Origin of the sequence: Polaribacter sp. KT25b (assembly GCF_900105145.1) — a bacterium.
Classification (GTDB): domain Bacteria; phylum Bacteroidota; class Bacteroidia; order Flavobacteriales; family Flavobacteriaceae; genus Polaribacter.
Window position 1 is genome coordinate 1,762,843 of record NZ_LT629752.1, and the last position, 14,888, is coordinate 1,777,730.

Below are 14,888 nucleotides of genomic sequence, written 5' to 3' on the forward strand. Positions count from 1 at the left end.
CTTAAAGTTTTAATAACAACCTTTTTTTTTATGCTTTTTTTAACAAAGTATACACAAGTTTTAATGAGTAAGTGCATCTAAAATAACATACTTACTAGATAAGTAGCAATTATAATTTATAAACTAGTATAAGCATAATAAAATAATTAAAAATGAAAAATGTAGCTTTAAAAAACAAAGTCAGTAGTTTAGGTCTATTTTCACTATTATTCTTGATAATAGCAATATTTACAGGATGTAGCAGTGATGAAAACGAAGAAAGTTTAGTAGTCTCACTATCGGAAGATGTAGTTATAACAGATACAAATACATCTGGTACTGCAGAAGGAGACACTGATAACACAGGTGCAGATGAGGGTGATTTAGTAGAAAATGCCACTTTTGCAAATACCATACAAATTGTGTTTTCTAATACATCGGCAACCATTACAAATCCGGTTCCTGATAATGTGGTAATTACCCAAGATGGTGCCGAAGTAACTATTAATTCTACGATATCCGAAGTGGCTTACGAAATTTCAGGAACAACTTCTGATGGGATGTTAAAAATTTATAGTGATAAAAAACTCAAATTATCTTTAAAGGATTTAAGTATTACAAATGCAGATGGTCCTGCAATTAATATTCAAACTTCAAAAACCATTTTTGTGGTATTAGAGGGTACCAATAACTTAACAGATGCATCAAGCTACAGCAATATACCTGATGATGAAGATGCCAAAGCTGCTTTTTTTAGTGAGGGACAATTGGTATTTAGTGGTACAGGAGCATTAAATGTTAAAGGAAACTACAAACATGGTATTGCAAGTGATGATTATATTAGAGTAATTAGCGGAACAATTACAGTTTCTGCAGATACAGATGGCATACATACTAATGATTATATTATTGTAGATGGTGGTACACTTAATTTAACAGCAGATAGTGACGGAATGGATTGTGAGGAAGGTTATATTATTATTAACGACGGAACATTTACAATTAATACTGGAGATGATGGTATTGCTGCTTCTTACGACATTGATGAAGAAGACGAACCAGATGATACGATTACACCAAATGTAACGATAAATGGCGGAACTTTTGAAATTAACTCTTCAGCAGGAGAAGGAATAGAATCAAAGGCAATTATGACAATTAATGACGGAACTATAAACATTAATGCTTATGATGATTCTATTAATGCAAACGGAATTTTATACATCAATGGTGGTAATATCTATGCATATACTACTCTTAATGATGCTATAGATAGTAATGCAGGAATTACCATTACAGGCGGTACTACTATTGCAATAACAACTAGAACAGATGAACCTGATGGTAGTTTTGATTGCGACGACGACACTTTTAAAATTACAGGAGGAACCATTTTAGGATTAGGATTAAATACTTCCTTTCCTACAGCGAGTGCAAGTACTCAAAATTCAGTTATTTTTGATGGAGTTAGTGCAAATCAGCTATTAAATATTCAATCAGAAGATGGTACGGAAGCCTTAACTTTTGAAGTGCCATATACGGTAAATACCATTATATATGCCAATGCAAAATTAGAAACAGGAGAAACATATTACATATATACAGGTGGTAGTGTAAGCAATGGTACCGAAACAAACGGTTTATACAGCGCTGGTACATATACCGGAGGATCAAATACTGGCGATTACTTTACTATAAATAGTACAGTTACACAAATAGGTGGAGATATGGGGCCTACAGGTGAAGGTGGTGGTAGAAGATAAATCTGTAACAGGTATTATAACTGGTTTTGCGTATTTTGAACGTACTCCAGATGGTAAGGTGCATAGCAGACCTTTTAACGGCATTCCTATAAAAGGTTCAAAACTACTAAGTATTGGTAAGGGTAGCGAACCTTCTGTACTTAAAAATGCTATTGAAAATAGTATTACATAATACCTAATTCTAATTTTATAAGAGAACTATCTCTAATTATTAACGACACTAAAAAATTGTTGCTCCCCCTGTCTTATTTGGGTCTTGTTCGAGTCTCCTTCGGTAAATGATCTATTTTTAAAAAATAGACTACTATCGTTCTCGAACAAGAACTCGAACAAGACTCGAACAAAACCCCTTAAAAACTGCTATTTTGTGTCAAGAGAAGTCAATACAGGTCAAAATGTGTCATAGTGTGTCACAGTGTGTCAGGATGTGTCACTAAATACGATTAAATTTATAGGTGTTTTTCAATTCAAAACACTATAATACAATGTTTTAAAAGGTGTTTTTGTGCTCAAAAAACTTTCTCAAAAAAATGCAATTGCAACACGTTTAAAATACCCTCGAAACCTCATTTTAGTAGGTTAAAACATGTAATTAAAAAAATAATAATACTTTATTTGTACAATTATAAAAACATTGTATATTCGCTGTCTTTAAGAAAAAAGGTTCTTTAAAATAATAAATATAAAGGGGAGATACTCAAGCGGCCAACGAGGACGGACTGTAACTCCGTTGACTACGTCTTCGCAGGTTCGAATCCTGCTCTCCCCACAATTTACCTTTTTTTTTGCCATAAAAAAAATGCAACTTCTTTTCATTTATTACTAGATACTAGTAAATATAATCTTAGTGATTGACACTCATGCGCTCGTTATTATAAGTTAGCCATTAAGAAAAACAAATCAAAATCTAAGTTTTATAACCAACAGAATACTTCAGTCGTTTCTTCTTTGTAATGACAGTTGTATAATTATTATAAAATGATGCATTATTCTCTTGGTAGTTCTATCAATTTTACTAATTTTAAACAAAAAATAAATTGCTAGTTTGTAAAACTACTTTAAAGGTATTATTACCTTAAGTAGTCAACCAATCTTTTAATTACAACTACAACATTTAAATGTCAGAAAACCAACTACAATTACAACAAACTTTGTGGAATATTGCCAACGATTTACGTGGTAATATGGACGCAGATGATTTTAGAGATTATATACTAGGCTTTATCTTCTACAAATATTTAAGTAAAAAAATGAGCTTGCATGCTAATTATATTTTGCAACCAGATCACTTAACTTATAACGAGGTTTTAGGAAACGAGCAAGAAGAAATATTACTACAAGAAATAAAATTTTCGTCTTTAGATGCTTTAGGGTATTTCTTACATCCATCGGAATTGTTTGATGAACTCGCTAAAAGAGGAAACTCTGGTGGCGTACATAAATTCATTTTAGAGGACTTACAAAAAGTACTCACTAATATTGAACAAAGTACTATGGGTAGTGAATCTGAAGACGATTTTGGAAACCTTTTTGAAGATTTAGATTTAACCAGTAGTAAACTTGGTAAAACAGAAGAAGCTAAAAACGAACTGATTGTAAAAGTGTTAGTGCATTTACAAGGCATTGATTTTGATTTAGAAAACGATGAAAATGATGTATTGGGTGATGCTTACGAGTATTTAATTGGTCAGTTTGCTTCTGGAGCAGGGAAGAAAGCAGGCGAATTTTACACCCCACAACAAGTATCTAAAATATTAGCCAAATTGGTAACCACCAATAAAGAGCGTTTAAAATCTGTGTACGACCCAACTTGTGGTTCTGGTTCTTTACTATTAAGAGTTGCTAAAGAAGTTAAAGAAGTTGGTGCTTTTTTTGGACAAGAAAGCAACCCAACAACATACAACTTGTGTAGAATGAACATGATTATGCACGATGTACATTACAAAAAGTTCGATATTTATAATGAAGATACACTTGTAAATCCATCACCAAAACATAGAGACCAACGTTTTGAAGCCATAGTTGCCAATCCGCCTTTTTCTGCAAAATGGAATCCAGATAGTATTATTAGTGATGAGCGTTTTTCGCCTTACGGAAAAATGGCACCCAAAAGTAAAGCAGATTTTGCCTTTGTACAACACATGATTTATCAATTAGATGATACTGGAACCATGGCTTGTGTGTTGCCTCATGGGGTTTTGTTTAGAGGAGCAGCAGAAGGACATATTCGTAAATATTTAATAGAAGATAAAAACCAATTGGATGCCGTTATTGGTTTGCCTTCTAATATTTTTTACGGTACAAGCATACCTACGTGTATTTTGGTTTTGAAAAAAAACAGACCTACTACAGATATTTTATTTGTGGATGCTAGTAACGATTTTGAAAAAGTAAAAACACAAAACGTCTTGACTGACAATCATTTATCAAACATTATTGAAACCTATAGAACAAGGCAAACCAAAGACAAATATAGTTATGTTGCGAGTTTAGCAGAAGTACAAGAAAACGATTACAATTTAAATATACCACGTTATGTAGATACTTTTGAAGAAGAAGAAGCTATAGATCTTTTCAATGTTTCTTCGGATTTAAAAGCCTTAGAAAAAGATATGGCAACAACAGACCAAACCATTGCCAATTTCTGTAAAGAATTAAATATTGAAACACCTTTTTAATGACGAAAGAAAATAACAAACAGATTGCTTCGTGCCTCGCAATGACAGAGGGAAACGTCATTGCGAACGGAGTGAAGCAATCTGCCAATAAAAAAGAGATTGCTTCAGCAAGATTGCTTCGTACCTCGCAACAAGAGCTTCGCAATGACGAAACTAATAAAAACGCGTCATTGCGTGACTTTTCGTCGAAGCAATCTCTTTCTTTAGTTCCTAAACTTCGTTTTAAAGAGTTTGAAGGTGAATGGATAAAAACTACATTAGGTGATTTATTTACCTTTAAAAATGGTTTAAATTCTGATAAAGAAAAATATGGTACAGGAATAAAATTCATTAACGTTCTTGATATTATTGGAGAATCTGTAATTACTTATGATTCAATTTTTGGAAAAGTAGAGATAACAGATAAAGAACTTGAAAAAAATGAAGTTATTTATGGAGATGTGCTTTTTCAAAGAAGTTCAGAAACAAGAGAAGAAGTAGGTCAAGCAAATGTTTATGTTGATAAAAATAAAAGTGCTGTATTTGGTGGATTTGTAATTAGAGGAAGAAAAAAAGTAGATTATAATCCATATTTTATTAATTATTTACTAAAAACTTCATCAGCAAGAAAAGAGATAACAACGAAAAGTGGTGGAAGTACAAGGTATAATGTTGGTCAAGACAGTTTAAGTGAAGTTTTAATCAAATTAACAAACCTAAAAGAACAACAAAAAATAGCCACATTTTTAACAGCAGTAGATACCAAACTACAACAACTCAACAAAAAAAAGGAATTGTTAGCCAACTACAAAAAAGGAGTGATGCAACAATTGTTTAGTCAGCAATTGCGTTTTAAACCCACACCGTCATTGCGAGGCACGAAGCAATCTCTTGATAACAATAAGAAATTTCCTGATTGGGAAGAGAAGAGGTTGGGTGAGGTTTGTATTAAAATTCAAGATGGTAATTATGGAGCATCATACCCTAAAACAAATGAGTTTATAGAAATAGGTATTCCTTTTTTAACTTCAAAAGCATTGGGTACTGGAGGTTCAATCATTTCAAATAAAATTGATTTTATACCTATTAAAAAACATCAAGAATTAAAAAAAGCACATTTAATGTTAAATGATGTGCTTTTTACAAATCGAGGAGCAAATGTAGGTGCTATTGCTTTTGTTGATACAACAATTTCTCACGGAAATATTGGACCACAATTAACGTTATTAAGAGTTGATATGAATATTATAGAAAGTACTTTTTTGTACCATTCAATGAATTCTTTTAAAGTTAGGAAGCAGGTTAGATCTCAAGATAGTGGAAGCGCAATGAATTTCTTTGGTATTGGAGCAACATCAAAATTTAAAATAAGTCTTCCATCCCTAAAAGAACAACAAAAAATAGCCACTTATTTAAGTGCCATCGATACTAAAATAGAAAACGTACAAACACAAATAGACAAAACACAAGCGTTTAAAAAAGGTTTGTTGCAGCAAATGTTTGTTTAGATTGCTTCGTAAACTCAAAATGACAAGCAAGATGTCATTGCGAATGAGGTACGAAATGAAGCAATCTCTAAATAGACAAACAGATTGCTTCAGATTGCTTCGTTCCTCGCAACTCCTCGCAATGACGAGTAGCGTAAGTCATTGCGAAGAATGAAGCAATCCCACGCAAGAGTGAGAACACAAGAGTGAAAACATATAGAAAGTGAAAAGAGTATTAATAAAAAGCAGGAAACCTAATGAACAGATTGCTTCGTGCCTCGCAATGACGAGTGTTAATTGGGTGCCTCGCAATGACACTTGAAAAAAAATGAAACCAGGATTCGTTTACATATTAACCAATAAAAACAACACCACATTATACATTGGTGTAACTGCTAATTTAGAACAGCGCATAAAACAACACAAAGCAAAAATTGATAAAAAATCGTTTACCGCTAGGTATAATTTAGATAAATTGGTGTATTTTGAATCCTTTCAAATGATAGGTGATGCTATTGCAAGAGAAAAGCAATTAAAAGCAGGAAATAGAGCACGAAAAATTGCATTAATAGAAAGTATAAATCCAGAATGGGAAGAATTGTATTATGAGTAGCACAAGTCATTGCGAACGAAACGCAGTGGGAGTGAAGCAATCTGTTAATTGAGACTTAGAGATTGCTTCGTTCCTCGCAATGACAGAAGAGAACGTGTCATTGCGAATGAGGAACGAAATGAAGCAATCCCACGCAAGAGTGAGAACGCAAGAGTGAGAACATATAGAAAGTGAAAACGAGTTTTAATAAAAAGCAAGAAACCCAACGAACAGATTGCTTCGTGCCTCGCAATGACGAGTATTAATTGGGTGCCTCGAAATGACGAGTGAGAAAAGAAAAAGAAATGAGTAAACAATCAGAATTACAACTAGAAAACAACCTAATTAAACAATTAGTAGGTTTAGGCTATCAAAATGTAACGGTTTTAGATGGAGATGCATTGGTTGCTAATTTAAAACATCAACTAGAACAGTTTAATAACTGTGTTTTTTCAGACAAAGAATTCGAGAAGATTTTAAACCATTTAGAAAAAGGAAATGTATTCGAAAAATCTAAAACCTTAAGAGGACGTTTTCAGTTTGAGAATGATAAAGGAGAAGCTACTTACATTCGTTTTTTTAATAGTGAAGTTTGGACAGACAATTTATTTCAAGTTACCAATCAAATCACCCAAGAAGGTACTTATAAAAACAGATATGATGTTACTATTTTAATCAATGGTTTGCCTTTGGTACAAATAGAGTTAAAAAGACGTGGTTTAGAAATAAAAGAAGCCTTTAATCAAATTAATCGCTATCAAAAACATTCTTTTTGGTCTAATCGTGGGTTATTTCAATATGTACAATTGTTTATCATCAGTAATGGCGTAAACACAAAATACCTTGCTAATAATGAGTTACAGTCTGTAAAACAAACCTTTTTCTGGTCTGATGTACACAATAAAAATATTAAAGAACTACCAGATTTTACCAATGCTTTTTTAAACCCAAATCATTTGGGGTTAATGATTGCCAAGTATATTGTAAGAAACGAAACGCATAAAATTTTAATGGTTTTAAGACCTTACCAATATTATGCAGTAGAAAAGTTAGTAGCACAAGTAGAAACCACAACAGACAATGCATATATATGGCATACTACTGGTTCTGGTAAGACTTTAACCTCTTTTAAAGCAAGTCAGATTATTATGGATTTGCCACAAGTGGACAAAGTGTTGTTTGTGGTAGATAGAAAAGATTTAGACTATCAAACCATGAATGAATTTAATTCTTTTAAAAAAGATAGTGTAGATGTTACCAAAAACACCCATAACCTAGTAAAACAACTCGCAAGCGATTCTAAATTAGTTTTAACAACCATTCAAAAATTAAACAATGCTATTTCTAAAGAGCATTATAAAAAGCAATTAGCAGATTTAAAAAGTAAGAGAGTAGTCCTTATTTTTGATGAATGTCATAGAAGTCAATTTGGAGAAACGCACAAACTAATTACAGACTATTTTACAAATTCGCAATTATTTGGTTTTACAGGAACACCCATTTTTGCAGACAATGCTTCTAAAAACAATTTAGGAAAAAGAACCACCAAAGACCTATTTGGTAAATGTTTGCACAAATATGTAATTACAGATGCAATAGAAGATGGTAATGTTTTAAAATTTGGAATAGAATATATAGGGCGTTACAAAAAGAAAAGCAACACATTACTAGATATTGATGTAGAAGATATAGACAAAACAGAAGTTTTTAAAGACGAAAAACGTTTAGAAAAAATAGCAGATTATATTATTAAATACCACAGTACAAAAACAGATAACAAACATTTTTCTGCTTTGTTTGCTGTAAGTAATATTAAAAGTTTAATTAAATATTACGATATTTTTAAAGCTAAAAAAATTGCTGGCGAACACAATTTAAGAATAGCAACTATTTTTTCTTATGGAGCAAATGAAGCAAATGAAGATGCCCAAGATTATTTACCCGACGATGAATTGGATGTTGCTGCAGAAAGTGAACTAAGCTATAAATCTAGCCATTCTAGAGAAAAATTAGATGAATACATTGTAGATTATAACAAAATGTACAACACTGGTTTTTCAACTAAAGACAGTAAATTATTTGAAGAGTATTATAAAGACATTAGCAAGCGTTTAAAAGAACGAGAAAAGAAGAATTTTAATGATGCTAAAGACCGCTTAGACATTGTTATTGTTGTAAATATGATGCTTACTGGCTTTGATGCTAAAAAAGTAAATACCTTGTATGTAGACAAAAACTTAAAACAACATGGTTTAATTCAGGCTTTTTCTAGAACCAATAGAATATTAGGAGAAAATAAATCTCAAGGTAATATTGTATGTTTTAGAAACTTAAAAAAGGATACAGATGAAGCCATTACATTGTTTTCTAATAAAGAAGCCAATGAAACTATAATTATGCCACCTTATGAAGACATTGCTACAAAATTTGATGAAACCTTAAAAGCGTTATTAACAATTGCACCAACACACAAAAGTGTAGATAATTTAGTAGGAGAGGAGCAAAAGCTTCAATTTGTACAAGCGTTTAGAAGGCTTTTAAGAGCAAAAAACGTTCTAGAATCTTATGTAGATTTCGACTGGCAAAATTTAGATATTGATGAGCAAACATTTGAAAACTATAAAAGCGAATACTTAGATATTAAAGATTTTGTAGACGAACAAAGAAGAACCCATAAAACATCTATTTTAAACGATGTAGATTTTGAGTTAGAATTAATTCATAGAGATGAAATAAATATCGTTTATATTTTACAGTTATTATCTAAAATAAAAGTAAAAGATAAAACAGAAGCTCAAAAACAGAAAAAAGCAATTATCGATTTATTAGGTGGTAATGTAAAATTAAGAAGTAAAAGAGAATTGATAGAAAAATTTATTGAAGAAAATTTACCTCATATTACAGATGCAGACAGTATTACCGACGAATTTGAAAATTATTGGAAAGAAGAAAAAGTAAAAGCATTGTCTAAAATTTGTGAAGATGAACATTTAGACCAAAAACAGTTTAATGCTTTGATACAAAGTTATACTTATAATGGTCAAGAACCTATTAGACAAGACATTTTTAAATGTTTAGACAATAGACCAAGCATTTTAAAAGCCCGTGAAATTGGTGATAGAATATTAACAAAAATGAAAACATTTATTGATGTTTTTATTACGGGTATGGTTGGGTAAAATTAATAACAAATCTCACTCGATATACTATAATTTTAGTAGTAATTCAAAAATAAATGATTAAAAAACTACCCAATAAACAGATTACCAAGTATGAGATTCTACGAAAATACAATTAACACTTGTTGACGAATTTTAAAACACCCCAATAACAATGTTTATCGTTAGTTAATAGAGATTTATAGCAATCATTTAAAAGCTAGAAATTAAATAGCCGTAATTTCTTTTAACATAATTGTTGACGATATAGACCTAAAGGCACTATATCTACAATTATGTGTAAATAGCCTGAAAAACGGCTATACAAAAATTACTATGTATACGTACTATAATTTATATTATGTAAAATAGAATATTTTAAAACCAATACTCCTACATACTTTGCGTATAATAATTATAATCCTTTAAAACGGTATCTATAAATTCTAAATCGCTATTATGTACAGACTTGATACCAGTTACTTCTAGAATTTTAGAACGTAACTTTATAAGCGTTTTATAATCATTATGTTTGGCAGCCGTTTTATAAGTTTCTTTTATAATACGCATATCATTATCAGACAACTTAATCACATTTGCATACGTTGGTACATAATTCTCTTTGATATCTTCTAAAATGGTTTCAGAGAATTGTACATCATCCTTTAAATAAATAACGATGGTATTTGCAATCACATCTCCAAATCGTTGACTTTTATTGGTAAATAAAATCAGAAAGAATCCTACCATTTTTCCGAATAGAAAAAGCACAACCAACAATCCAGTATGTTCATTTAATCCTAAAGAAGCCACATACACAAACAGCAATAAAAACAAATTAAAATCTACAATTCTTAAAAACCAACGCATAATGTAATCAGTAATCGATGGTTTAAAGCCATCTACATTGATCACTTTTAGTTTTAACAAGCGTTTACCAATGGTTTGCCCATCCATTAAAATTTCTGTGTATAGCGAGTAAAACGTAATGGGCACTAAAAACAACACTTCTATCGCTTTAATGGTCCAGCCATCTCCATTTAAAGAAGTATCTAACGAACTAAAACCAAAAAATTTAAAGGCAAAATAGAAATAAGCAAATTTTAAAAGATTGTCTATAGAAAAAGCAAATAGCCTCTGAAATACTGTAGCCACAGTAAATTTTATATTTACATTTTGTGCCGTTTTTATTTGGAGTGTTTTCATGCAAGTAGTAAATTCGCTCTATATGAGAGAGGTCGCTTTTATAAAGCAAAATAAAGAAAAATGGCTTGAATTCGAACTAAGTTTTTCAAATAAAGAGAAAAAAAGTCCAGATGACGTTGCCAACCTGCATATTAAAATCATGAACGATTTGGTATATGCGCAAACATATTACCCTAAAAGCAAGGTTACTAGCTACTTAAATAAGTTAGCGAAAACTAGTTTTCATAAAGTATACGATTCAAAAAGAAGTGACCAGAATGTATTTATGAGCTTCTTTTTACATAAAGTGCCACTACTCTCTTACAAATACAGAAAATACTTTTACATTTCGTTTATTTTCTTTTTTATCTGTTTCTTTATAGGATTGCTTTCTACTTTTAATGACGAGTCTTTTGCACGTCAAATACTAGGAAATACCTATGTAGATCAGACTTTAGAGAATATAGAAAGTGGCGATGCGATGGCAATTTACAAAAGCGGTAGCAATTGGGGTACTTTTATTGGCATTTATGATAACAACCAACGAGTGGGCTTATCGATGTTTTTATCGGGCTTATTTTTAGGCATCGGTACCGGATTTTATATTGTATACAACGCTATTATGGTGGCGGTCTTTCAAGCTTTTTTTTATCAATATAACAGTTTATTTGATAGTTTAAAAGGCATTTGGATTCACGGAACCTACGAAATATTTGGGATGATTATTGAAGCTGCTGCAGGCTATATTATTGGGGCAAGTATTTTATTTCCAGGAACTTTAAAACGTTTTCAGTCTTTTAAAATAGGAATGAGAGATGCTTTTTATATTTTTATAAGTACCATTCCGTTTACACTTATGGCTGCTTTTTTAGAAGGATATATTACACGGTATTCCAACACCATGCCTACAATTTTTTGTTTTGCTATTATTGTTTTCAGTCTTATAACCATTAGTTATTATTATTTGGTGTTACCATTTGTAGTTGCTAAAAAACACGGACTTCGATAAATGAAAAAGTGTATCGCTTCCCTCCTTTTATTGATGACCTTTTTTGTGCATGCACAAGAAGATCTCAATACAATTGTTGTAGAAAAAGCAGATACCATCGTTTATACTAAAAACACGGATATTAGTAAAGAAAGAACATTTTCATCCAATTTAAAAGATAAATATTCGGATGAAGATTTCCAATACAAAGAAAATGTGCCTGAAAAAAAAGACAACTCAGCTCCTTTTGATTTGGGTTTTATACAAGGTTTAGTGTTCTTTATGAGTAACATATTTCCGTATGTATTAGGCGGAATTATCATCTTTATCATCTTAAAAATAGTATTAGGTTTCGATTATCAATTTTGGAAAACCAACAATGTATCCAAAAGAAAAAAAGAGCAATTAATTTATGAAGATGAAGACATTCATGATGTAGACTTAGCAACACTTTTACAACAAGCAATTGACAATCAAAATTTTAGATTGGCAATTCGGTATTATTATCTTACTACTTTAAAAGGCTTATCAACCAAAAAAATGATTGCGTATCATAAAGATAAAACCAATTCAGAATACCTTTTTGAGATAGAAAACACAGCACTAAGAAGTCAATTTTCTTACATTTCTTACGTATATAGTTATGTTTGGTATGGAGAGTTCCCCATTGACGCACAGAACTTTAAAGCAGCACAGCAAAAATATCAATCGTTTTTAAACCAGATTCTTTGAAAATACCAACGCACATACTAAAAAGTCTGCTATTTTTGGGGATGATTTTACAGCTAACTAGTTGTAAAGAAACCAATTGGGATGAGAACTTTAGAGAAAAGGAGAAAAGTCCTTTTGGCACCTATATTGTGTATAATGAAGCAGATAAACTATTTAAAAATCAAGAAATTGTTTACTTAAAAGAGAATTTATACGATTTTCTAATTGATAAAAATAATATTGATAAAAACAAGCTTTCCAATTATATTTGTATAAAGAGCAACACGAATAAATTAACGGATGATGGTGTAAGTTATTTATTAGGATTCGTTTATAGCGGAAATACTGCTTTTTTAGCACTCAATTATTTTTCTGATGAACTTAGAGAACAGTTAGCATTTAAAACGAACAATTTAGACAAAGATGTCTATGGAGTTGAAAATTTAAAAGAATTAAAAGGTGAATTCCATTTAGAAAATGAGTCTTTTGATAATCAAACTTTTACTTTTGATAGAAACATCCGTAGAAATTATGTGGTTTCCTATAATGAGAAAACCACAATCGTTTTAGGAACCACAAAGATTGACGGAGAAAAAATACCCAACTTTATAAAAATTTATCACGGTTTTGGCGAGATCTATATACACACGAATCCGATTGTATTTACCAATTATTACTTATTAAAAGACAAAGAAAATTATGTAGAAAATGTATTTTCTTATTTGCCAGAAAACACAGTGTATTGGGATCCGCAGATTAAAAAAAGTAACTATGCAGATTCTTCTGACGACGACAACAAATCGATCTTTAAATTCTTTTTACAGCACAAAACGCTAACTTGGTTTTTATTTGTTTCTTTTGGGGGTGTTTTGTTATTTATGTTGTTTAATGCTCGCAGAAAACAACGCGCAATTCCTATTATCAATCCCTTAGATAATACCACTGTGGCATTTACACAAACCATTTCTAGTTTGTATTTAAAAGAGGACGATCATAAGAATTTAGCGGATAAAAAGATTGCCTATTTCTTAGAAAAAGTAAGAACAAAATACTTGCTAAATACCAACAATTTAAACAAAGAATTCATTCAGCATTTAGCAGCGAAATCAGGTAATAAAATTGAAAATACAAACTATTTAATAAATACAATTATCACTTTACATAAAAGGTCAGAATGTTCTAAAGAAGAACTACTTGTCTTACATAAAATGATTGAAACTTTCTTTAATAAACAAGCACATGGAACAACCAAATAACGAAACAAATTCAGAGCACTTATCTTTTGAAAATAGAATTGATTTAGCCGAATTACAAGAGAGTGTTTTTAAGATAAAACAGCAATTACAAAAGGTAATTGTAGGACAAAAAGAAATGATGGATTTATTGCTAGTTTCGTTGCTTGCCAATGGTCATGTTTTAATTGAAGGTGTTCCTGGAGTAGCAAAAACCATCACCGCAAAACTACTTTCTAGAACAATAAATGTTGGTTTTAGTAGAATTCAGTTTACACCAGATTTAATGCCTTCGGATATTTTAGGAACCTCTGTTTTTAATGTGCAAACCTCTCAATTCGAGTTTAAACAAGGCCCTATATTTTCTAGCATGATTTTAATTGATGAAATTAATAGAGCGCCTGCAAAAACACAAGCCGCTTTGTTTGAAGTGATGGAAGAAAAGCAAGTAACCATCGATGGTTTTACCTATAAAATGCTAGAACCTTTTATTGTTTTAGCCACTCAAAACCCAATAGAACAAGAAGGAACCTACAGATTGCCAGAAGCGCAATTAGACCGTTTTTTGTTTAAAGTAGTTGTAGAGTATCCTAGTGCTGATGAAGAATTAGAAATTATAATTAGAGAGCAAGCGCTAGAAAACACCACCAAAGACAGCAAAATAGAAACTATAATTGACGGTTTTAAAATTGTTGAATTCAGAGCTTTGGTAAAACAGATTAAAATTGAAGAGAATTTACTAAAATACATTGCCAATATTGTAGTGAATACAAGAACAAATTCGTTTTTATATTTAGGCGCATCGCCAAGAGCAAGTATTGCTATTTTATCAGCATCAAAAGCATTTGCAGCTATTGAAGGTCGTGATTTTGTAACGCCAGAAGATATTAAAAGAGCTACCATTCCCGTATTACAACACAGAGTAATTGTAACGCCAGAAAGAGAAATGGAAGGTTTAACGAGTAAACAAATTATAGAACAAATTATTGAAGCCGTAGAGATTCCGAGGTAGTTTTAGTTAGTAGTTGCACTTAGTGGTTAGCAAGTAAAAAATGTCATTGCGAGGCACGAAGCAGTCTCTAATTTAGTAGAACTAAACAACAAACAGATTGCTTCGTGCCTCGCAATGACACGGT

11 protein-coding genes and 1 tRNA gene are annotated in these 14,888 nt (G+C 31.2%); 11 read left to right on the forward strand and 1 reads right to left on the reverse strand.

Annotated features, from left to right (window positions below; all coding sequences use genetic code 11):
* Positions 1–152 precede the first annotated feature (152 nt).
* The 7 genes from BLT70_RS07550 (at position 153) to BLT70_RS07580 (ending at position 9,657) form a co-directional block, all read left to right on the forward strand.
* Entirely contained in the window at positions 153–1,742 is a 1,590-nt protein-coding gene (locus BLT70_RS07550; RefSeq protein ID WP_091893165.1) for a carbohydrate-binding domain-containing protein, read from the forward strand.
* Positions 1,729–1,914 (forward strand): hypothetical protein, encoded by a 186-nt coding sequence (locus tag BLT70_RS07555; RefSeq protein WP_091893166.1) that lies wholly within the window; start codon positions 1,729–1,731, stop codon positions 1,912–1,914. The genes BLT70_RS07550 and BLT70_RS07555 overlap by 14 nt, the downstream gene beginning before the upstream one ends.
* 515 nt (positions 1,915–2,429) lie before the next feature.
* A tRNA-Tyr gene (locus BLT70_RS07560) sits at positions 2,430–2,511 on the forward strand.
* 349 nt (positions 2,512–2,860) lie between these two features.
* Positions 2,861–4,420 carry a type I restriction-modification system subunit M gene (locus BLT70_RS07565; RefSeq protein ID WP_091893168.1) on the forward strand — a complete coding sequence of 520 codons (1,560 nt, stop codon included), beginning with the start codon at positions 2,861–2,863 and terminating at the stop codon, positions 4,418–4,420.
* Positions 4,420–5,907 carry a restriction endonuclease subunit S gene (locus BLT70_RS07570; RefSeq protein ID WP_197678384.1) on the forward strand — a complete coding sequence of 496 codons (1,488 nt, stop codon included), beginning with the start codon at positions 4,420–4,422 and terminating at the stop codon, positions 5,905–5,907. The genes BLT70_RS07565 and BLT70_RS07570 overlap by 1 nt, the downstream gene beginning before the upstream one ends.
* A gap of 307 nt (positions 5,908–6,214) precedes the next feature.
* Positions 6,215–6,499, forward strand: a complete 285-nt coding sequence (locus BLT70_RS07575; protein WP_091893170.1) for a GIY-YIG nuclease family protein — start codon at positions 6,215–6,217, stop codon at positions 6,497–6,499.
* A gap of 284 nt (positions 6,500–6,783) precedes the next feature.
* Positions 6,784–9,657: a type I restriction endonuclease subunit R gene (locus BLT70_RS07580; protein WP_091897523.1), complete on the forward strand. Its 2,874-nt coding sequence runs from the start codon at positions 6,784–6,786 to the stop codon at positions 9,655–9,657.
* A gap of 372 nt (positions 9,658–10,029) precedes the next feature.
* Here BLT70_RS07580 and BLT70_RS07585 read toward each other — a convergent pair whose 3' ends face one another.
* On the reverse strand, positions 10,030–10,842 hold the full coding sequence (locus BLT70_RS07585) for an RDD family protein (protein ID WP_091893172.1): 813 nt from the start codon (positions 10,840–10,842) through the stop codon (positions 10,030–10,032).
* 22 nt (positions 10,843–10,864) lie between these two features.
* Between BLT70_RS07585 and BLT70_RS07590 the strand changes: the two genes are divergently transcribed.
* From BLT70_RS07590 to BLT70_RS07605, 4 genes are read left to right on the forward strand one after another with little or no spacing between them, the layout of a single operon-like run.
* Positions 10,865–11,830, forward strand: coding sequence for a stage II sporulation protein M (locus BLT70_RS07590; protein ID WP_091897526.1), 966 nt, complete (start codon positions 10,865–10,867; stop codon positions 11,828–11,830).
* The gene (locus BLT70_RS07595; RefSeq protein ID WP_157691859.1) at positions 11,831–12,541 is read left to right on the forward strand and encodes a DUF4129 domain-containing protein; all 711 of its coding nucleotides are present in this window, start codon (positions 11,831–11,833) and stop codon (positions 12,539–12,541) included. It abuts the gene before it with no gap.
* 41 nt (positions 12,542–12,582) lie between these two features.
* The gene (locus BLT70_RS07600) at positions 12,583–13,776 is read left to right on the forward strand and encodes a hypothetical protein (protein ID WP_091893175.1); all 1,194 of its coding nucleotides are present in this window, start codon (positions 12,583–12,585) and stop codon (positions 13,774–13,776) included.
* Positions 13,760–14,764 carry a MoxR family ATPase gene (locus tag BLT70_RS07605; RefSeq protein ID WP_091893177.1) on the forward strand — a complete coding sequence of 335 codons (1,005 nt, stop codon included), beginning with the start codon at positions 13,760–13,762 and terminating at the stop codon, positions 14,762–14,764. The genes BLT70_RS07600 and BLT70_RS07605 overlap by 17 nt, the downstream gene beginning before the upstream one ends.
* Positions 14,765–14,888 lie beyond the last annotated feature (124 nt).

Excerpts from the sequence above, each read along its gene's own strand:
- BLT70_RS07595 (WP_157691859.1), top strand. The coding sequence starts at position 11,831 with ATGAAAAAGTGTATCGCTTCCCTCCTTTTATTGATGACCTTTTTTGTG.
- BLT70_RS07565 (WP_091893168.1), top strand. The coding sequence starts at position 2,861 with ATGTCAGAAAACCAACTACAATTACAACAAACTTTGTGGAATATTGCC.
- BLT70_RS07575 (WP_091893170.1), top strand. The coding sequence starts at position 6,215 with ATGAAACCAGGATTCGTTTACATATTAACCAATAAAAACAACACCACA.
- BLT70_RS07590 (WP_091897526.1), top strand. The coding sequence starts at position 10,865 with ATGAGAGAGGTCGCTTTTATAAAGCAAAATAAAGAAAAATGGCTTGAA.
- BLT70_RS07580 (WP_091897523.1), top strand. The coding sequence starts at position 6,784 with ATGAGTAAACAATCAGAATTACAACTAGAAAACAACCTAATTAAACAA.
- BLT70_RS07605 (WP_091893177.1), top strand. The coding sequence starts at position 13,760 with ATGGAACAACCAAATAACGAAACAAATTCAGAGCACTTATCTTTTGAA.
- BLT70_RS07585 (WP_091893172.1), bottom strand. The coding sequence starts at position 10,842 with ATGAAAACACTCCAAATAAAAACGGCACAAAATGTAAATATAAAATTT.
- BLT70_RS07600 (WP_091893175.1), top strand. The coding sequence starts at position 12,583 with ATGATTTTACAGCTAACTAGTTGTAAAGAAACCAATTGGGATGAGAAC.
- BLT70_RS07550 (WP_091893165.1), top strand. The coding sequence starts at position 153 with ATGAAAAATGTAGCTTTAAAAAACAAAGTCAGTAGTTTAGGTCTATTT.
- BLT70_RS07570 (WP_197678384.1), top strand. The coding sequence starts at position 4,420 with ATGACGAAAGAAAATAACAAACAGATTGCTTCGTGCCTCGCAATGACA.